The following is an 18,711-nucleotide window of genomic DNA, read 5'->3' as shown; positions in this document are numbered from 1 at the left end:
GCGCGACGCGCGCATCACATAGCGCCGTAGCTAGCGCGGCTTGGCCGCGGAGGCCGACCCGTTACCCCATCTACAGGTCAGGCCGCCTTTTTCGGAGCCTTGCGCTGGCGCAGGAAGCGGCCGAGCAGCTTGCGCTTGCCCTTGCGCGGGATCAGGTCGATGTCGCTGACGAGTGTTGCGCCGCCCTTGCGGCGCTCCAGCACGATCTTGCGGCTGTGGAATGCCTCCAGCTCGACACGGTGCGCGACGCTGACGATGGTCGCTTTCGGCAGCTCGTCGGTGACCATCTTCATCATCTTGTCCTGGCTCTTCTCGTCGAGCGCCGAGGTCGCCTCGTCGAGCACCACGATATCAGGGTTGTGCAGCAACAGCCGCGCGAAAGCGAGGCGCTGCTTCTCGCCGCCGGACAGCGTCTGGTCCCACGGTGCTTCTTCCTCGATCTTCTCCTTGAGATGGTCGAGGCCGACCTTGTGCAGGGCCTCGCCGATCTCCTCGACGGTCCAGTCGTCTTCCGCGCCGGGATAGGCAACCGCGCGGCGCAAGGAGCCCGAGGGAACGTAGGGTCGCTGCGGCAGCATGAACAGCCGCCGGTCGGGATGGAAATTGACGCTGCCGCCACCCCATGGCCAGAGCCCGGCGATGGCGCGCACCAGCGTGCTCTTGCCGGTGCCGGATTCGCCGGCCACCAGCAGCCGCTCGCCACGCTCGATCACCACCTCGGTCTCGCCGACCACGGCGGTGCCGTCATCGAGTGTGACGGAGAGATCCTTCAGCTCCAGCATGGCGTCGTTGCTGGTCTCGCCGCGCTTGATGCGGCCGATTCCGTCGCCCTGCTCGGCGCGCTCGAGGCCGTCGAGCGACATCATCAGCGAGGCGATGCGGCGCGCGCAGGCATTCCAGTCGGCGAGCCGCGGATAATTGTCGACCAGCCAGCCGAACGCGCTCTGCACGATGGTGAAGGCAGAAGCCGCCTGCATCACCTGACCCAGCGTCATGCTGCCATCGAGGAATTTTGGGGCACAGAGCAGGAGAGGGACCACGGGAGCAACAAGACTCGATCCCTGCGACACCAGCGTGGTGCGCATGTGCTGACCCGCCAGCCGCGCCCATTGCCGCAGCACGTTGGTGAAATTGCGGTCGATGCCGTCGCGCTCTTCTTCCTCGCCGCCGAGCAGCGCGATGCTCTCGCCGTTCTCGCGCACGCGCGTCAGCGTGTAGCGGAAATCGGCCTCGGCCTGGTTCTTGTCCTCGGAGACCTGCACGAATTGACGGCCGATCACCAGGATCGAGCCCGATGCGATTCCTGCATAAAGCATCGCGGCGATCACCAGAAAGCCGGGGATGGTCACCGACGATCCCGCAAGCGTGACGGTGAGCGCGCCGCCGATGGTCCAGAGCACGACGATGAAGGTCGCGGCCGACAGCAGCGCGGACGTCACGCCGGCGAGGAAATCCACTGGCGAATCGGTCGCGACGCGCAGATCCTCCGCGATCCGGTATTCCGGATTCTTGTGGTCGCCGCTGACGAGATTGAGCTGGTAATAGCGGCCGTTGCCAAGCCAGCGCGTCAGCACGCTGGCCGTCAGCCACGCCCGCCAGCGCCGCTGGATGCCCATGCGCGCGAACACCTGCGCCACGCCGAGCACGATGCTGCCGATCGCGAGCGGGAAGAACACCGCGGTGAGATGGAAAACGGTGGACGCCTCGCGCTTCTCGATCGCGTCGAAGATCGCCCGATTCCAGACATTGATGCCGTATTGGAAGCCTACGGTCAGGACGATCAGCACGCCGAGGCCGATGGAGTAGAGCCACGCCAGCCGGTCGCCGTTGCGGCCCCAGAAGCCGCGCGCGCTGATCCAGAAGCGGGTGAGGAGATAGTCCTTGCGGGCCTGCTCGGCCTCTTCGGGCGATAGCTCCGGGTCGGGTTCGACCAGCTCGGGCGGCGGCGGATCCACTTCCTCCCCGGTCTCGCCGACGATTTCGACAATGGGCGGCTTCTTGCCCGCTTCACGCTTTCTGGCCGGCTTTTGCATGGCCGGATAACGCAAGAGAAATCAAAAGGTTCCCGCCGGTTCCCAGCGTCAGCTCATTCGGCGGCGCCGTCGCGCACCCGGCGCCGTGCGATCCGGTGCAGCACGCGCGACAGCTGATCGATCGCATAGGGCTTCTGCACGAACTCGAAATCGATCTTGCCATCCTGGGACAGCGCCTCGCTGTAGCCGGTGGTCAGCACGACCGGCACGCCGATGCCGCGGTCGCGGACCGCCTGCGCGAGATCGAGCCCGGTCATGCCGGGCATCACGATGTCGGAGAAAACGACATCGAAGCGATCGGAATCCAGGACCAGCTCGGCGAGCGCATCGGTTGCGTTGTCGACCAGCGTGATGCTGTAGCCGAGCTCGGTGAGGCCGTCGGCCGCGAAATTGGCGAGCTCGATATTGTCCTCGACCAGCAGCACCGACATCCCGCTGCCGGCCATGGCCGGGGCCGTGTTCGGTGCCTGCCGCTGCGGCAGCAAATGCGGCGCCACGCGCGGCAGATAGAGCGAGAAGGTGCTGCCGTGGCCGACCTCGCTGGTGACTGTCACCTCGCCGCCGGACTGGCGGGCGAAGCCGAACACTTGGGACAGCCCGAGACCGGTGCCGTGGCCGACCTGCTTGGTGGTGAAGAACGGCTCGAAGATGCGCTCGAGCCGCGTAGCCGGAATGCCGATGCCGGTGTCGCTGACGGCAATGCCGACGAAGCCGTGTTTGCCAGCAAGGTCTTGTTTGCCAGGAAGGTCATGGTGGCCTGAAAGCTCAGGGTTGGCCGAGACGGGAGCCCGCGTGTCCGCAATGGTCGCCGCGGCCTCGACCTTGAAAACGATCCTGCCCTTGCCGTGCATGGCATCGCGCGCATTGGTCGCCATGTTGATCAACGCCGTCTCGAACTGGCTTGCATCGGCATTGACGAGGCAGGGCCCGGCCGGCAGCCGCATCGCGATTTCGATCGCGGGCCCGAGCAGCGTCGCGAGCATGTCGTGCAGCGACTGCAGCCGCGCGCCGACGTCGAACACTTCCGGCTTCAAGGTCTGGCGCCGTGCAAAGGCGAGCAGCTGCGAGGTCAGCTTGGCCGCGCGCCCGACCGCGTCGGCGATGGCGGTGATGTAGCGCTGGCGCCGCTCCTCGCTCAGCTGCGGCCGGTTCAGCAGGTCGACCGAGGCGCGAATCACGGTCAGGAGGTTGTTGAAGTCGTGCGCGACGCCGCCGGTGAGCTGGCCGAGCGCCTCCAGGCGCTGGCTGTGCTTGAGCGCCTCCTCGGCTTCGCGTCGCGCGGCGGCCTCGGCCTGGAGATGCTGGGTGCGCCGGAACGCGAACGCCAGCAGCAGAAACAGCAGCGCGGTGGCGGGAATGCCGAACACCAGATGCTGTCCCATGGTGGCGAACCAGCGCGCGCGGATTGCCGAGGTCTCCAACCCCGCGCTGACATAGATCGGGTATTCGGCGATGCGTCGGTAGCCGATGCGCCGCTCGACCCCGTCCGATGGCCAGGCGATGGTGATGAGGCCGTGCTCGGGGTGAGCTGCGATGCTGCGGCCGACCGGCCCGTTGGGATCGAGCCTGAGGTCGCGATCCAGCCGCGGAAGATGCGCCAGCACCACGCCGTCGGTGCGTGCCATCGCGAGGAAGCTGCCGGGATCGGAGCCGATCCGGGCATAAAAGCTCTCGAAATATTCCGGCAGAACAGAGGCCTGGATCACGCCGATGAAGCTGCCGTCGTCGGAGCCGCGGCGGCGGCTGACCCCGAAGAAGCGCGCGCCCTGATAAGGCTGGCGCGGCGTCAGGGGAACACCGATGTAGCTGCCGATGCTCTTGTCGACATGGGCGGCAAAGTAGTCGCGATCCGCAAAGCTCTGCGCCGGCGGCGGCGAGGCGAGGCTGTTGACCAGCGACTTTCCGTCCGCGTCGAAGATCCATGCCGATTTGAGCTGCGGTAGCGAATCGGTCAGCTGCTTCAGGCGGCGGTGCAGGGCCGGTTCGCGCGAGCGAATGATGCCGTCGGGCATGCCGCGCACCACCTCGTTGATCTCGGCAAGGCTGCGGTCGATGGTCTCGAACACCTTGAGCGCATGCTCATGCGCGACATCGAGGGTGCGCTCGATCTCGCGGTCGGCGATGTCTTTGGTCGAGGTGTAGGAGATCGAGGCGGCGATCGCGAACAGCGCAATCGGCAGCGCCAGGGACGCAGCCATCATCCACTGCAGCAATCTCAGCGAATTGCGTTGTGCGCCCTGCACGGTCGCTCCGGTCCCACACCGGAGAGCTTACTTGAATTTCGCGCCGGGAAGGAAGCGGCTCGTGACGGGAACCAGAGGTTGCAACCCGCGGGCGTGCGCGCGCAGGGGCGGAGCAAAATCTACTCGAACACGCGCCCGCCGTAGAATGCCCCGGCCATTCCGGCCGGGGATCGCAGCATGAATGACGCCTAGATCTGGCGCTCGACCATCTTGAGCTTGAGCTCGGCGATGGCCTCCGCCGGGTTGAGGCCCTTCGGGCAGGCCTTGGCGCAGTTCATGATGGTGTGGCAGCGATAGAGGCGGAACGGGTCCTCGAGATTGTCGAGCCGCTCGCCGGTCGCTTCATCCCGCGAATCCGACACCCAGCGGTTGGCCTGGAGCAGCGCGGCGGGACCGAGATAGCGCTCGCTGTTCCACCAATAGCTCGGGCACGAGGTCGAGCAGCACGCGCAGAGGATGCACTCGTAGAGGCCGTCGAGCTTCTCGCGGTCCTCGTGGCTCTGCTTCCATTCCTTCTGCGGCGTCGGCGAGGTCGTCTTCAGCCACGGCTCGACCGAAGCGTACTGCGCGTAGAAATTCGTGAGATCGGGGATGAGGTCCTTCACGACAGGCTGGTGCGGCAGCGGATTGATCTTCACCGCGCCGTCCTTCACGTCGTGCATCGAGCGGGTGCAGGCCAGCGTGTTCTGGCCGTCGATGTTCATCGCGCAGGAGCCGCAGACGCCTTCGCGGCAGGAGCGGCGGAAGGTCAGCGACGGGTCGATGTTGTTCTTGATCCAGATCAGGCCGTCCAGCACCATCGGCCCGCAATCATGGGTGTCGACGTAATAGGTGTCGACGCTCGGAGTCTTGCCGTCGTCCGGATTCCAGCGATAGACGCGGAACTCGCGAGTTTCAGTCGCGCCCGCGGGCTTCGGCCAGGTCTTGCCGCCGCTGATCTTTGAGTTCTTCGGAAGTGCGAATTCAACCATTTCGATAAAGCTTTCGCTGTTCGCTCAGTACACGCGCGCCGTTTAGTAAACGCGAGCTTTGGGCGGAATGTACTGGACGTCGTTGGTCATGGTGTAGTCGTGAACCGGGCGGTACTCGATCTTGACCTTGCCGGAATCTTCCAGCCAGGCCAGCGTGTGCTTCATCCAGTTCTTGTCGTCGCGCTCGGAGAAGTCCTCGCGGGCATGAGCGCCGCGGCTCTCGGTGCGGTTGGCGGCCGAGTTCATCGTCACCACCGCCTGCGCGATCAGATTGTCGAATTCGAGCGTCTCGATCAGGTCGGAATTCCACACCAGCGAACGGTCGGACACGGCGATGTCGGTGATGCCGCTGTGGACCTTCTCGATCAAATTCTGGCCTTCGCTCAGGATGTCGCCGGTCCGGAACACCGCGCAATTGTTCTGCATCACGTGCTGCATGCCTTCGCGCAGCTTCGCGGTCGGCGTGCCGCCGGACGCGTAGCGGTAGTGGTCGAGCCGGCCGAGCGCCAGGTCGGACGAGTTCGCCGGCAATTCCGGCTGGCTGGCGTTCGGGGTGAGCTTCTCGGCCAGGCGCAGCGCCGCAGCGCGGCCGAACACCACGAGGTCGATCAGCGAGTTGGAACCGAGGCGGTTGGCGCCGTGCACGGAGACGCAAGCGGCTTCGCCGATCGCCATCAGGCCGGGGATGATGGCGTTGTCGTCGCCGTCCTTCTTGGTCAGGACTTCGCCGTGATAGTTCGTCGGGATACCGCCCATGTTGTAGTGCACGGTCGGCACGATCGGGATCGGCTCGCGCGTCACGTCGACATTGGCGAAGATCTTTGCGGATTCCGAGATGCCCGGCAGGCGTTCGGCCAGAACCGCGGGATCGAGATGGTCGAGATGAAGGAAGATGTGGTCCTTCTTCTTGCCGACGCCGCGGCCTTCGCGAATCTCGATGGTCATCGCGCGCGAGACGACGTCACGCGAGGCCAGATCCTTGGCGGAAGGCGCATAGCGCTCCATGAAGCGCTCGCCCTCGGAATTGACGAGATAGCCGCCTTCGCCGCGCGCACCTTCGGTGACGAGACAGCCGGAGCCGTAGATGCCGGTCGGGTGGAACTGCACGAACTCCATGTCCTGCATCGGCAGGCCGGCGCGCAGCACCATGCCGCCGCCATCGCCGGTGCAGGTGTGCGCCGAGGTGCAGGACGCATAGGCGCGGCCATAGCCGCCGGTCGCCAGAATCACGGACTGGGCGCGGAAGCGGTGCAGCGTGCCGTCGTCGAGCTTGAGCGCGATGACGCCGCGGCAGGTGCCCTGGTCGTCCATGATCAGATCGATGGCAAAGAACTCGATGAAGAACTCGGCCGCGTGGCGCAGCGACTGGCCGTACATCGTGTGCAGCATGGCGTGGCCGGTGCGGTCGGCGGCGGCGCAGGTGCGCTGCGCCTGGCCCTTGCCGTAGTCCATCGTCATGCCGCCGAACGGACGCTGGTAGATCTTGCCGTCTTCGGTGCGCGAGAACGGCACGCCCCAATGCTCGAGCTCGTAGACCGCCTCGGGCGCGTTGCGCACCATGTATTCGATCGCGTCCTGGTCGCCCAGCCAGTCCGACCCCTTCACGGTGTCGTACATGTGCCAGCGCCAGTCGTCCTTGTGCATGTTGCCGAGAGACGCCGAGATGCCGCCCTGCGCCGCGACGGTGTGCGAGCGGGTCGGAAACACCTTGGTGATGCAGGCGGTGCGGAGGCCGGCTTCGCTGCAGCCGACCACGGCGCGCAAGCCCGCGCCGCCGGCGCCGACCACGACGACGTCGTAGGTGTGGTCTTCGATCGGATAGGCCTTGCCGTTGGTGGCGGGAGCGCCGTTGGCCTTGCCATTGGTATCTGTGGCCGATGTTCCGGTTGGCATGGCTTAGACTCCGGAGGAAAGTTTCAGGATCGCGTAGGTCGAGGCGAGCGGCACGGCGAACGAGAAGAAGTTGTTGAGCATGATCGAGATGAGCTTCAGCTTCTCGTTATGGATGTAGTCCTCGATCACGACCTGCATGCCGATCTTCATGTGCCAGGCGCTGGCGAAGATGAAGAGCAGCAGGATCACCGCGACCGGCAGCGAGCCGAGAATCTGTGCGGCACCGGCCTGGTTGCGGCCGAGCAGCATCATCACGATCACGATCACGGGAATCATCAGCAGCGTCATGGCGACGCCGGTGATGCGCTGGCGCCAGAAATCGGAGGTGCCCGAATGCGCCGCGCCGAGATTGCGCACGCGGCCGAGCGGGGTGCGCATGGAGGAGCCCTTCGGAGAGCCGTGGGATTCGTCGAAACTCATCGTCCCCCTCCGATCGCGTAGGCGATGATCCAGACCAGGACCGTGAGCACGATGCCACCGATCAACGCGCCCCAGGTCAACGCTTCGCGCTCATTGGCCTTGAAGCCGTAGCCGAGGTCCCAGACGAAATGCCGGATACCGCTGAGCATGTGGTGCATCAGCGCCCAGGTGAAGCCGAACACGATCAGCCGGCCGATCATGCTGCCGGTGAAGGCCTGGACGTGGCTATAGGCGGCGGGGCCCGAGGCCGCCGCAATCAGCCACCAGGCCAGCAGCAGCGTTCCGGCGTAGAGGGCAATTCCGGTGGCGCGATGGACGATGGAGAGCGCCATCGTCAGGGTCCAGCGGTAGGTCTGTATGTGCGGTGAAAGCGGTCGTTCGATCCGTGCGGTCATGGGCTTCAATTGCTTTATTGCGGCCCAGCATGGGGCGCGCGGGGATCGCGAAAGGTCGGCTCTATTTACGGAGTCGATTTCACCTGCGCAATCACCAAATCGCCATAAATCGAACTTGGGTTCAGCTCTAGGCCCTTGATGTAACAAGGCCAATCGGGCGCTTGGTATACCAGAGCAATGGTGCACCGAGGAAAGACAGAACATCAATTCATCGCTTGCCGGGAGAGCTGGGGCGCATTGAAATTACTATTGGAACGGCTCTAAGCCGGGGCAGACCAGCGAGGGTTCGAACCAGTCAGTTCATGACGTTCGAACCGCCAGGATGATCGGGGAGCAATTATCAATTTCCGCCAAGCGTGCCGATTTTTCGCGAGACGGGCGGATATGCGCAGCCCGCACCCCACCCCAGACCGGCGATGCGGCGGTCGACCCGCCAAATCAGATCGCCTAGAGCATTGCGGGCAGCTGTCCGAGTGATGCATCGGAGAAGTTGCGAGCCATCGCCGGGGCAGGTCAGGGGTGATTGCAGGACTTGATATCAAGGAGATCGCCGAGCTCGCGCTGCTGCTGATCGCAACGGGCGCGCTCTCCGGATTCCTGGCCGGCGTGTTCGGCATCGGCGGCGGCGCGATTCTGGTGCCGGTATTCTACGAGTGCTTCCGCATCGCGGGTGTGCCGCTGGAGGTGCGGATGCCGCTCTGCATCGGTACCTCGCTTGCTGTCATTATTCCGACCTCGATCCGTTCGTTCCAGGCGCACTACAGGCGCGGCGCCGTCGATCTTGCGATCCTTCGGGTCTGGTGGCTGCCGATCCTGATCGGCGTCATCGTCGGCAGCGTGGTCGCGCGCTACGCACCGGAGCGGCTGTTCAAGATCGTGTTCGTCGCCGTCGCCTGGTCGGCCGCGGTACGGCTGATCTTCGCGCGCGAGAGCTGGAAGCTCGGCGATGATCTGCCGAAGGGGCCGCTGATGCGAATCTACGGCTTCTGCGTCGGCATTTTGTCGACCTTGATGGGCATCGGTGGTGGATTGTTTTCGAATCTGCTGATGACGTTCTACGGCCGTCCGATCCATCAGGCCGTGGCGACATCGTCGGCCCTCGCGGTGCTGATCTCGATCCCCGGCGCGCTCGGCTACATCTATGCCGGCTGGCCTGCGGCCGCGCACTATCCCGGCGTTGCAGCCCTGCAAGTCCCGTTCGCGCTCGGCTACGTCTCGCTGATCGGCGCCGTGCTGGTGATGCCGATGAGCCTTGTGACGGCGCCGCTTGGCGTCAGAGCCGCGCATGCGATGTCCAAGCGGAGGCTGGAAGTCGCGTTCGGGTGTTATCTGTTTATCGTCGGCAGCCGGTTTGTGCTGAGTTTGCTGGGCGGGCTCTGACGGAGCTTATCGCGCACTGTCTCTTCATAGTCGTCCTGGACAAGCTCGCGGAGCGAGCGCCGATCCAGGACCCATTGCCCCAGCCAGAAGTGTGACTCGAGACTGACAACCACGAGTCTTCGCCAAACCACCCCTCGGGGTAAGGGGTCCTGGCTTTCGCCAGGACGACAGCGAAATTGGCGCTGTCATACTGTTACAGCACGCCCCTATTTCTTCGCGTAAAGATCCTTGTACGTATCGCGCAGCACGTTCTTCTGCACCTTGCCCATGGTGTTGCGCGGCAGCTCGTCGACGACGAACACCCGCTTGGGCATCTTGAACTTTGCCAAGCGCCCGTCGAGTGCCTTCAACACCGCGGCCTCGGTCACATCGGCGCCCTTGTTGCAGACCAGCACCGCCGTAACGCCCTCGCCGAAATCGGCGTGGGGCACGCCGATCACGGCGGATTCGATCACGCCTGGCATGGCGTCGATCTCGCTCTCGATTTCTTTTGGGTAGACGTTGAAGCCGCCGGATATGACGAGATCCTTGCCGCGGCCGAGAATGTGGACGTAACCCTTGGCGTCGATCTTGCCGAGGTCGCCGGTGATGAAGAAACCGTCGTCGCGGAATTCCGCCTTCGTCTTCTCCGGCATGCGCCAATAGCCCTTGAACACGTTCGGGCCCTTGACCTCGATCATGCCGATCTCGTCGCGCGGCAGCTCCTTGCCGGTCTCGGGATCGGTGACGCGAATGGAGACGCCGGGGAGCGGAAAGCCGACTGCGCCGGGCACGCGCTCCCCGTCATAGGGATTCGAGGTGTTCATGTTGGTCTCGGTCATGCCGTAGCGCTCGAGCACCGCATGCCCCGTGCGGGCCGACCATTCGCGGTGGGTCTCCGCCAGCAGCGGCGCCGAGCCCGAGATGAACAGCCGCATTTGCTTTGTGGTTTCGCGCGACAGTGCAGCGTTCTGGAGCAGACGGGTATAGAACGTCGGCACCCCCATCAGCACCGTGGCACGCGCCATCAGCTTGATGATCAGATCCGGATCGAGCTTCGGCAGGAAGATCATCGACGCCCGCGCGAACAGCGTCACGTTGGTCGCCACGAACAGGCCGTGGGTGTGGTAGATCGGCAGCGCGTGGATCAGCACGTCCTTGTCGGTGAAGCGCCAGAAGCCGACCAGCGAGAGCGAGTTCGACGCCAGATTGTCGTGGGTCAACATCGCGCCCTTGGAGCGGCCGGTGGTGCCCGACGTGTAGAGGATCGCGGCGAGATCGTCGCTTGCGCGCGGGACCGTAGTGAATTCGCTGCTCGCCTTGTCAGCGGCGTCCGTCAGCGAGCCCTTGCCGTCAGCCCCGAGCGTCTCGACTTTCGCTTTCACCTTGGCGGCGATGAGGGCAAGCCCTTCCGCCTTGGCGGGATCGCAGACCACCAGCGAGGGCTCCGCGTCGCCGATGAAGTAATCGAGCTCGTTCAGCGTATAGGCGGTGTTGAGCGGCAGGTAGACCGCGCCGGCCCGCACGGTGGCCAAATACAGCACGATGTTGGCCACGGATTTCTCGACCTGAACCGCAACGCGGTCGCCGGGCTTCACGCCGCGCGCGACCAGTACATTGGCCATCTGTCCGGCCCGGGCGATCAGATCACCATAGCTGATGCGCCCGCCGTCATGCGTCTCGATCGCGAGGCGCTTCGGATCGTCGATGCCGTCGAACAGGCGGGAAAACAAATTGGCGTTGGCAGCTTGGTTCATGCAAGATTTCCTCGACCGCAAGGCTTGACCACAATGCCGGTCAAAACCGAGGGCTGGATTAGCAAAAACCGCCCCGATGAAGCAACGGAGACAGTTTGCATGACCAAAAACGGGAAACGCGTGGCCTGGGTGACAGGCGGCGGCAGCGGGATCGGGGAGGCCGGCGCCGAGGCGCTGGCGGCTGACGGCTGGACGGTGGTGGTCTCGGGCCGGCGCAAGGACGCCCTGGATACCGTGGTTGCGAAGATCACTGGGGCGGGCGGGGCCGCCGAGGCCATTGCGCTGGACGTGTCCGTCTCCGCCGCGGCCCAGAAGGCGGCCGATCAGATCGTCGCGAAGCACGGCCGGATCGACCTGCTGGTGAACAATGCCGGCATCAATGTCCCCAAGCGCAGCTGGAAGGACATGGAACTGGAGGGCTGGGATAAGCTGGTCCAGGTCAATCTCAACGGCGTGCTCTACTGCATGCGCGCGGTGTTGCCGACGATGCGCAAGCAACAGGACGGCTCCATCATCAACGTCTCGTCCTGGGCCGGCCGCCACGTCTCGAAAATGCCGGGCCCGGCCTACACCACAACCAAGCATGCGGTGCTGGCGCTGACCCATTCCTTCAACATGGACGAATGCGTCAATGGCCTGCGCGCCTGCTGCCTGATGCCGGGCGAGGTGGCGACCCCGATCCTGAAGCTGCGCCCGGTGGTGCCGAGCGAAGAGGAGCAGGCCAGGATGCTGCAATCGGAAGATCTCGGCCGCACCATCGCCTTCATCGCAAGCATGCCGGCGCGAGTGTGCATCAACGAGCTCTTGATCAGCCCGACGCATAATCGCGGGTTCATTCAGACGCCGCACAACAGGGATTGAGGTGTAGCGCGAGTCTCATCGCCATCGTCGTCCTGGACAAGCGCAGCGCAGATCCAGGACCCATTCCCCGGGCAGTCGTTTGGCGAAGACTCGGAGTAGCCAGCGTCGCACCGCAACTCCTCCCTGAGGTAATGGGTCCTGGCTTTCGCCAGGACGACGACGGGGAGTGCGCCCCCACGAACACACCCGCACTTAGTTTCACCCATCACAAAGAAGTTTTGTTCGAAACCGCTTCGCAAACCCTCCCGTAATTCGAGCCAACGACGGCGCTGCTGCTTCACGTTCACAGGTCGCAGCCACCGTTGTTGCCCAACTCGAACGCCGGCAATCGCCGGTCACAATCCAATCGGGAGACCCTCCATGTCGAAGCGTATTGCCTATCTCACCGCTGCGGCCTTCAGCGCGCTGGCCATCACCGCGACCGTCGTCGCGCCCGCCCGCGCCGAGGAAAAGACCGTCATGGTCGGCGGCGCCGCGATGTTCCCGTCCAAGAACATCGTCCAGAATGCCGTCAACTCGAAGGACCACACCACGCTGGTGGCGGCGGTGAAGGCGGCCGGCCTGGTGCCGACGCTGGAAGGCAAGGGCCCGTTCACGGTGTTCGCGCCGACCAACGCCGCCTTCGGCAAGCTGCCGGCCGGCACCGTCGACACCCTGGTCAAGCCCGAGAACAAGGCGACGCTGACCAAGATCCTCACCTATCATGTCGTGCCCGGCAAGCTCGAGGCGTCCGACCTCACCGACGGCAAGAAGATGAAGACCGCCGAAGGCGAGGAGCTGACGGTGAAGAAGATGGACGGCAAGGTCTGGATCGTCGATGCCAAGGGCGGCACCTCGATGGTGACGATCTCCAACGTCAACCAGTCGAACGGTGTGATCCATGTGGTCGACACCGTGCTGATGCCGGCGACGTAAATACCGCGCGGTCCGGCTTCACCCCCGAACCGGATGCGACGAAATGGCGAGCCGGGGGTCCCCGGCTCGCTTTATTGTGACCACGATAGCCCGCCGGTATCGATTCGATGCCGGGCAGGGCGTAACGAAAGCGGAAGCATCGGCGTATAATTGCTGTCAGACGATGTTCAGGACGGAACCGCCATGTCGAGCCTCACAGTCACCGACGAGCAGGTCAGCACCACCCCGGCCAAAGTGATCCAGCCGGCCTGGGTCCGGGTCATGCACTGGATCAACGCGCTCGCCATGATCCTGATGATCCTGTCGGGTTGGCAGATCTACAACGCCTCGCCGCTGTTCGGTTTCAGCTTTCCGCGCGACTACAGGCTCGGCGGCTGGCTCGGCGGCGGCCTGCTCTGGCACTTTGCGGCGATGTGGCTGTTGATGATCAACGGCCTTGCCTATCTCCTCACGGGTTTCGCCACCGGCCGCTTCCGCAAGAAACTGCTGCCGATCACCCCGTCCGGCGTGCTCCACGATGTCAGGGCTGCGCTGACCTTCAAGCTCGGCCATGCCGATCTCACCGTCTACAATTACGTCCAGCGCGTGCTCTATGCCGGCATCATCCTGGTCGGCGTGATCATCGTGCTGTCGGGGTTGGGAATGTGGAAGCCAGTGCAGCTGCACTGGCTCGTGAGCCTGTTCGGCGACTATCCGACCGCGCGCTACATCCATTTCTTCTGCATGGCCGCGATCTGCGCCTTCCTCGTCATTCACGTTTTACTCGCGCTGCTGGTGCCGAAGAGCCTGCGCGCGATGATCATCGGCCGCTAGAGCGGAGAGAGAGTCATGGCCAAGCGCTCATTCCTGATCCCCGGCGTCGACAAGCGGCTGCTGATCAAGGATTCCATCAAGACGATGCCAGAGGTCAGCCGCCGCCGCTTCATCGCGGGCGGCGCCAGCCTCGGCGCGCTGACGCTGCTCACCGGCTGCGACGTGATCGACTCGTCCTCTGCCGAGGAGATGCTGAAGTCGGTTTCGAAATTCAACGATGCCGTGCAGGATTTCATCTTCAATCCCGATGCGCTGGCGCCGACGTTTCCGGAGAGCGCGATCACCAAACCGTTTCCGTTCAACGCCTATTACGATCTCGACGACGCGCCCGATGTCGACGGCGAATCCTGGAAGCTCGAAGTCCGCGGCCTCGTCGACAACAAGAAGTCGTGGACGCTTCCGGAATTGTACAAGCTGCCGCAGGTCACGCAGATCACCCGTCACATCTGCGTCGAGGGCTGGAGCGCGATCGGCAGCTGGACCGGCACGCCGATGCGCGACTTCCTCAAGCTGATCGGCGCCGACACGCGTGCGAAGTATGTCTGGTTCCAGTGCGCCGACAAGGACGGCTACAATTCACCGCTCGACATGCGCACCGCGCTGCATCCGCAGACCCAGATGACGTTCAAATACGCCGGCGAAATCCTGCCGCGCGCCTACGGCTTCCCGATGAAAATCCGCGTGCCGACCAAGCTCGGCTTCAAGAATCCGAAATACGTGGTGTCGATGGAAGTCACCAACGACTACAAGGGCGGCTATTGGGAAGACCAGGGATATAATTCGTTCAGCGGGAGCTAGCTCCGCGGACCTGGCCTTACCGTCGTCCTGGACAAGCGAAGCGCAGATCCAGGACCCATTACCCCAGGGTTCAGTTTGACGAAGACCAGCAACCACGAATCTTCGCCAAACTCCTCTGTGCGGTAATGGGTCCTGGCTTTCGCCAGGACGACACCGGTCAAGGCCCCACTTTGCGCTGGCACAGCGCCGCAACCGCGCCCAGCGCCAGCAGCGCTGCCGACACATTCAGCGCGTAACTCAAGCTCCCCAGTGCGTCCGTGATGGCGCCGACCACAATCGGCCCCAGTGTCTGGCCGACGCCGAACGAGATCGTCATCGCCGCGATCGCGGTCGGCCACACCTCGGGCGGATAGTTGAAGCGCACGAAGGCGGTGGTCGAGCCGACCACGGCGAAGAAGGCGACGCCGAACACAATCGCGGAGACCGCGAGCCATGCCGGCGAATGCCCGAGCATCGGCAGGGCGGCGCCGAGCGCGTTGGTGCCGAGGATGATGGCGGTCGCCAGTCCGCCGCGATCGAGCGCGAGCACGCGGCGCCAGGCCCATGGCGTGACGAAGGCGCTCAGGCCAATCAGGCTCCAGAACGCGGCCTGCGCCGCGGCCCCGCCGCCGCCGTCGCGTACATAGGCGATCATGAAGGTCATGTAGGCGATGTAGCCCGCGCCAAACAGGAAGTAGCCGGCGAGATAGACCAGCACGGGAAGAATCGCGAAGGCGCCGTGGCTGCCTTGCGAGAACCGCACGCCGCTCTCGATGCGGACCAGGAACAGCGGCACGGTCATGACGACGGACAGCAATGTCATCGCCCACCACACTATCCACCACGAGCCCGGCCCGAAATATTGCAGCGTGAACGGGGCGATCAGGCCCGAGGCGAGAATGCCGATGCCGGGTCCGGCATAGAACAGGCTGAGCAGGAAATTGGCCCGCTCCGGGCGCGACTGCGCGATGGAAGCGGCCAGCGCGCCGCCGGCGACGAAGCCGGCCGCCGCGCCAACGCCCAGCACGAGACGGGCCAGGCTCAGCGCAACGAAATTCCCGGTCAGCGCGCAAGTCGCGAGCGCCGCGACGCAGGCCAGGGTTCCGCCGCGGATCGCGGCCGACCAGCCCACGCGCTCGATCAGCCGGGACGCCACAAGCGCGCCCGCGAGGTAGCCGACGGCGTTGATGGTGTTCATGAAACCGGCCGCCGAGTAGGACCAGCCGAGGTCTTCCCGCATGTCCGGCAGCACCAGCGAATAGGCGAAGCGGCCGATACCCAGCCCAACTGTCGCGGCCAGCGACAGGGTCAGGATCAACCGTGCGGGGTGGGCATCGGGTGGAGGGCGGTCAGGCGCGTGCAAGGGGTACTCCGGCATGCGCAGTGTGGCAGGCCCTGCCCGCCTTGCACAGCCGCGAGGCGGCAATGGTGTCTTGCCAAGCACGCAACGCCGCTCTAGCACTCCGGCCGAAATTCACGAGATGCCGTCATGCCCGGCCTTGTGCCGGGCATCCACGTTCTTCTGCACCCGAGGCAAGACGTGGATGGCCGGGTCAAGCCCGGCCATGACGAAACGGAGGAAGAACGACCATGGCGACCCACAAACTGCTGCTGCTTCCCGGCGACGGTATCGGCCCCGAGGTGATGGGCGAGGTGAAGCGGCTGATCGACTGGCTCAATTCGGCGGGGATCGCCAAGTTCGAGACCGACACCGGCCTCGTCGGCGGTTCGGCCTATGACGCGCACAAGGTGTCGATCTCGGAAGGCGACATGGCCAAGGCCAGGGACGCCGACGCGATCATCTTCGGTGCGGTCGGCGGCCCGAAATGGGACGCAGTGCCCTACGAGGTACGCCCCGAGGCCGGCCTGCTGCGTCTGCGCAAGGATCTCGGTCTGTTCGCCAACCTGCGTCCCGCCGTGTGCTACCCCGCGCTGGCGGAGGCCTCCAGCCTGAAGCGCGAGGCGGTCGAGGGCCTCGACATCATGATCGTGCGCGAGCTCACCGGCGGCGTCTATTTCGGCGAGCCCAAGACCATCACCGATCTCGGCAACGGCCAGAAGCGCGCCATCGATACCCAGGTCTACGACACCTATGAGATCGAGCGCATCGGCCGCGTCGCCTTCGAACTTGCCAAGAAGCGCAAGAACAAGGTGACGTCGATGGAGAAGCGCAACGTCATGAAGTCGGGCGTGCTCTGGAACGAGGTCATGACCCAGGTCCACAAGCGCGAATATCCCGATGTCACGCTCGAGCACCAGCTCGCCGATTCCGGCGGCATGATGCTGGTGAAATGGCCGAAGCAGTTCGACGTCATCGTCACCGACAATCTGTTCGGCGACATGCTGTCCGACATCGCGGCGATGCTGACGGGATCGCTCGGCATGCTGCCCTCGGCCTCGCTCGGCGAGGTCGACGTCAAGAGCAAGAAGCGCAAGGCGCTGTACGAGCCCGTGCACGGCTCGGCGCCTGATATCGCAGGCCAGGGCCTCGCCAATCCGATCGCGATGATCTCGTCCTTCGGGATGGCGCTGCGTTACTCCTTCGACATGGGCGCGCTCGCCGACAAGGTCGACGCCGCGATCGCCGCGGTGCTGGCCAGCGGCCTGCGCACCGCCGACATCAAGTCGGAAGGCACCATTGCCGCCTCGACCACGCAGATGGGCGAAGCGATCCTGAAGGAATTGCAGAAGCTGCACGCCTAGATTGGTAGCCCGGGGTTCTTGCGGCGCGTCGAAAATCCCGGATTGCGCTTCGCTCCATCCGGGCTACACGACAAACAAAAATGGCCGGGCGCGAGCCCGGCCATTTTGATTCGGTCGATATGTCCGCCTCAGTACAGCGGGAAATTCTGCGGATAGCCGCCAACATCCTGCGGCGTGCTGAGCGGCTGGCGATCGATCGGGCGGTTGAGATTTTCGCGGGCGAAGGTCGGATAGCCCACTGCCGGCGGGAAGGCGTAGTCGGAGAACTTGCGGTCGCCCGGATTGACCTCGGTGCCGCCGTCGAGCCAGGAGCGCTTGCTCACATAGATGCGGGTGCGGCCCTGCTGATAGCTCGAATTGGGGCCGCTCGGGCCGTAATAGTGACGGCCGCTGTCATAGCGCTGCTTCTTGGTGTCGGCCGAGGCGGGTGTCGCGAAGGCTGAGGACATGGCAATCACGGCGCCGGCCGCAAGCCACATCGCCAGTTTGTTCGCGGCAGAGAAATTCGAGCTCATCACGTCCCCTTCAGGCGGCAAGCCGCCAATCAATTTCGTCCTCATACTAACCCGGCCGGGGCGGCTGCAACTAGGTCTATTGGGTCACACCAGCGCTGAATAATCGTGCGCGCCGGCAAAAGTTGCATGGATACAGCCACTTGAGCTTAATGCCGGTCAAAGCGCGCCGCGCAATTGCGCATTGGCGGCGCCGAGCAGCCAGTCCGACGAGCCCGGCGGCGTGCAGGGGCGGCGCTTCAGCTCTGCATGGGCGAACAATTCGGCCAGCTTCGGCTCGTTGCCCGAGGTCAGCAGCGTCAGCCGGTTCAGCGTGCAGGCGATCGCTGCGCGCCGGGCGGGCAGGCTGTCGCCCTGGCAGGAGAATCCGGAGATCTGGAGCGCCGGCTCCTCGCTGCGCTTGAGGTAGCCGAGGCAGGCCCGCGCGCCCTCCGCAGTGCCGGTCGGCTGGAATAGGGCGACGGGGCCGAACTTGGTGTCGATCAGGCCGGCTTGCTCCAGTGGGGTCGTGGTGCCCAGTCCCATCCGGGCGGCCAGATCCAGAGTTGCCGGGCGCGCCACGTCGAATTCGCCGCCTTCCCGGTAAATCTCGAGCTCGGCCACGGGCCTGTCCGCCTCGTTGGCCCAGCGCATCACGTCCCTGCGGCCGCCTTCGGGATGCCTGAAGATGGTGTAAGAAGCTGTTTTGTCTGACGATTCGACCCGGCTGAGGGCGAACCCCGGAGGCGGGCGGTCGGCCACGGCCCAACCCGGCTTCAGCGCCGCATCATCGTCGCCCAAGTTTGGCAGCTGGCCGAGTGCCGCAAGGCCGAGGATGGCAAACAGCACCAAAGCCCCCACATAGGCGAACAGGCGTGCCATCGTGCCGACGACCTCGTCGGCGAAGGCTGCAAGCGCCAGATGGATCTGGGTGGGGTTTGCGGCCGTGCTGGCCTCGGGCGACTGCATCCACGTCCCTAAGGCATGGTCCAACGTTGTCTTGAGGCCGGTTCTCGCATAGAAGCGCTGCTCTTCCTGTTTAAGCCTCAGCTTCAGGAAAGAGCTTTTTCGTCGGAGAGT

At 64.6% G+C, this 18,711-nt stretch carries 16 protein-coding genes; 6 read left to right on the top strand and 10 right to left on the bottom strand.

Features of this window, described 5'->3' with window-relative positions:
• Window positions 1-77: 77 nt before the first annotated feature.
• The 6 genes from AC0L3S_RS23810 to sdhC all read right to left on the bottom strand — a co-directional run bounded on the left by AC0L3S_RS23810 (window position 78) and on the right by sdhC (window position 7,955).
• Window positions 78-2,033, bottom strand: coding sequence for an ABC transporter ATP-binding protein/permease (locus AC0L3S_RS23810; RefSeq protein ID WP_473281642.1), 1,956 nt, complete (start codon window positions 2,031-2,033; stop codon window positions 78-80).
• A 53-nt stretch (window positions 2,034-2,086) separates the two neighbouring features.
• A complete protein-coding gene (locus AC0L3S_RS23805) occupies window positions 2,087-4,276 on the bottom strand; it encodes a hybrid sensor histidine kinase/response regulator (protein ID WP_473281640.1) in 2,190 nt (729 codons plus the stop codon).
• A 188-nt stretch (window positions 4,277-4,464) separates the two neighbouring features.
• Window positions 4,465-5,247 (bottom strand): succinate dehydrogenase iron-sulfur subunit, encoded by a 783-nt coding sequence (locus AC0L3S_RS23800; protein ID WP_473264720.1) that lies wholly within the window; start codon window positions 5,245-5,247, stop codon window positions 4,465-4,467.
• A 42-nt stretch (window positions 5,248-5,289) separates the two neighbouring features.
• Window positions 5,290-7,140, bottom strand: a complete 1,851-nt coding sequence (gene sdhA / locus AC0L3S_RS23795; RefSeq protein WP_473264721.1) for a succinate dehydrogenase flavoprotein subunit — start codon at window positions 7,138-7,140, stop codon at window positions 5,290-5,292.
• Between the two features lie 3 nt (window positions 7,141-7,143).
• Complete coding sequence (gene sdhD, locus AC0L3S_RS23790) at window positions 7,144-7,560, bottom strand: succinate dehydrogenase, hydrophobic membrane anchor protein (RefSeq protein WP_473281638.1); 417 nt, start codon at window positions 7,558-7,560, stop codon at window positions 7,144-7,146.
• Window positions 7,557-7,955, bottom strand: a complete 399-nt coding sequence (gene sdhC / locus AC0L3S_RS23785) for a succinate dehydrogenase, cytochrome b556 subunit (protein WP_473281636.1) — start codon at window positions 7,953-7,955, stop codon at window positions 7,557-7,559. The genes sdhD and sdhC overlap by 4 nt, the downstream gene beginning before the upstream one ends.
• 519 nt (window positions 7,956-8,474) lie before the next feature.
• On the opposite strand from sdhC, the gene AC0L3S_RS23780 reads away from it, so the two are divergent.
• Window positions 8,475-9,335 carry a sulfite exporter TauE/SafE family protein gene (locus AC0L3S_RS23780; RefSeq protein ID WP_473281634.1) on the top strand — a complete coding sequence of 287 codons (861 nt, stop codon included), beginning with the start codon at window positions 8,475-8,477 and terminating at the stop codon, window positions 9,333-9,335.
• 206 nt (window positions 9,336-9,541) lie between these two features.
• On the opposite strand, the gene AC0L3S_RS23775 is transcribed toward AC0L3S_RS23780, so the two are convergent.
• The gene (locus AC0L3S_RS23775) at window positions 9,542-11,071 is read right to left on the bottom strand and encodes a malonate--CoA ligase (RefSeq protein ID WP_473281632.1); all 1,530 of its coding nucleotides are present in this window, start codon (window positions 11,069-11,071) and stop codon (window positions 9,542-9,544) included.
• 99 nt (window positions 11,072-11,170) lie between these two features.
• Between AC0L3S_RS23775 and AC0L3S_RS23770 the strand changes: the two genes are divergently transcribed.
• The 4 genes from AC0L3S_RS23770 (at window position 11,171) to AC0L3S_RS23755 (ending at window position 14,458) form a co-directional block, all read left to right on the top strand.
• Complete coding sequence (locus tag AC0L3S_RS23770; RefSeq protein WP_473264725.1) at window positions 11,171-11,932, top strand: SDR family oxidoreductase; 762 nt, start codon at window positions 11,171-11,173, stop codon at window positions 11,930-11,932.
• Between the two features lie 360 nt (window positions 11,933-12,292).
• Window positions 12,293-12,847, top strand: a complete 555-nt coding sequence (locus tag AC0L3S_RS23765) for a fasciclin domain-containing protein (protein ID WP_354064749.1) — start codon at window positions 12,293-12,295, stop codon at window positions 12,845-12,847.
• A 183-nt stretch (window positions 12,848-13,030) separates the two neighbouring features.
• Window positions 13,031-13,660, top strand: a complete 630-nt coding sequence (locus AC0L3S_RS23760; protein ID WP_473281630.1) for a cytochrome b/b6 domain-containing protein — start codon at window positions 13,031-13,033, stop codon at window positions 13,658-13,660.
• Window positions 13,661-13,675: 15 nt separating this feature from the next.
• Window positions 13,676-14,458, top strand: coding sequence for a molybdopterin-dependent oxidoreductase (locus AC0L3S_RS23755; protein WP_473281628.1), 783 nt, complete (start codon window positions 13,676-13,678; stop codon window positions 14,456-14,458).
• Between the two features lie 157 nt (window positions 14,459-14,615).
• Here the strand turns inward: AC0L3S_RS23755 and AC0L3S_RS23750 are convergent, their stop codons facing one another.
• Window positions 14,616-15,800, bottom strand: a complete 1,185-nt coding sequence (locus AC0L3S_RS23750; protein WP_473281626.1) for a YbfB/YjiJ family MFS transporter — start codon at window positions 15,798-15,800, stop codon at window positions 14,616-14,618.
• Between the two features lie 227 nt (window positions 15,801-16,027).
• Between AC0L3S_RS23750 and leuB the strand changes: the two genes are divergently transcribed.
• Complete coding sequence (gene leuB, locus AC0L3S_RS23745; RefSeq protein ID WP_473264730.1) at window positions 16,028-17,140, top strand: 3-isopropylmalate dehydrogenase; 1,113 nt, start codon at window positions 16,028-16,030, stop codon at window positions 17,138-17,140.
• 128 nt (window positions 17,141-17,268) lie between these two features.
• Here leuB and AC0L3S_RS23740 read toward each other — a convergent pair whose 3' ends face one another.
• Together AC0L3S_RS23740 and AC0L3S_RS23735 are read right to left on the bottom strand one after the other, a co-directional pair.
• The gene (locus AC0L3S_RS23740) at window positions 17,269-17,655 is read right to left on the bottom strand and encodes a hypothetical protein (RefSeq protein ID WP_027514960.1); all 387 of its coding nucleotides are present in this window, start codon (window positions 17,653-17,655) and stop codon (window positions 17,269-17,271) included.
• A 156-nt stretch (window positions 17,656-17,811) separates the two neighbouring features.
• On the bottom strand, window positions 17,812-18,600 hold the full coding sequence (locus AC0L3S_RS23735) for a hypothetical protein (RefSeq protein ID WP_473281624.1): 789 nt from the start codon (window positions 18,598-18,600) through the stop codon (window positions 17,812-17,814).
• Window positions 18,601-18,711: the final 111 nt, after the last annotated feature.

This window comes from Bradyrhizobium sp. Ken01 (genome assembly GCF_055807355.1).
This window is presented reverse-complemented; position numbering and strand designations above follow the sequence as displayed.

Coding starts and splice junctions, on each gene's coding strand:
- sdhC (WP_473281636.1), bottom strand. CDS start 7,955: ATGACCGCACGGATCGAACGACCGCTTTCACCGCACATACAGACCTAC.
- AC0L3S_RS23765 (WP_354064749.1), top strand. CDS start 12,293: ATGTCGAAGCGTATTGCCTATCTCACCGCTGCGGCCTTCAGCGCGCTG.
- AC0L3S_RS23740 (WP_027514960.1), bottom strand. CDS start 17,655: ATGAGCTCGAATTTCTCTGCCGCGAACAAACTGGCGATGTGGCTTGCG.
- AC0L3S_RS23770 (WP_473264725.1), top strand. CDS start 11,171: ATGACCAAAAACGGGAAACGCGTGGCCTGGGTGACAGGCGGCGGCAGC.
- AC0L3S_RS23810 (WP_473281642.1), bottom strand. CDS start 2,033: ATGCAAAAGCCGGCCAGAAAGCGTGAAGCGGGCAAGAAGCCGCCCATT.
- sdhA (WP_473264721.1), bottom strand. CDS start 7,140: ATGCCAACCGGAACATCGGCCACAGATACCAATGGCAAGGCCAACGGC.
- AC0L3S_RS23775 (WP_473281632.1), bottom strand. CDS start 11,071: ATGAACCAAGCTGCCAACGCCAATTTGTTTTCCCGCCTGTTCGACGGC.
- sdhD (WP_473281638.1), bottom strand. CDS start 7,560: ATGAGTTTCGACGAATCCCACGGCTCTCCGAAGGGCTCCTCCATGCGC.
- AC0L3S_RS23800 (WP_473264720.1), bottom strand. CDS start 5,247: ATGGTTGAATTCGCACTTCCGAAGAACTCAAAGATCAGCGGCGGCAAG.
- leuB (WP_473264730.1), top strand. CDS start 16,028: ATGGCGACCCACAAACTGCTGCTGCTTCCCGGCGACGGTATCGGCCCC.
- AC0L3S_RS23760 (WP_473281630.1), top strand. CDS start 13,031: ATGTCGAGCCTCACAGTCACCGACGAGCAGGTCAGCACCACCCCGGCC.
- AC0L3S_RS23755 (WP_473281628.1), top strand. CDS start 13,676: ATGGCCAAGCGCTCATTCCTGATCCCCGGCGTCGACAAGCGGCTGCTG.
- AC0L3S_RS23735 (WP_473281624.1), bottom strand. CDS start 18,600: ATGCAGTCGCCCGAGGCCAGCACGGCCGCAAACCCCACCCAGATCCAT.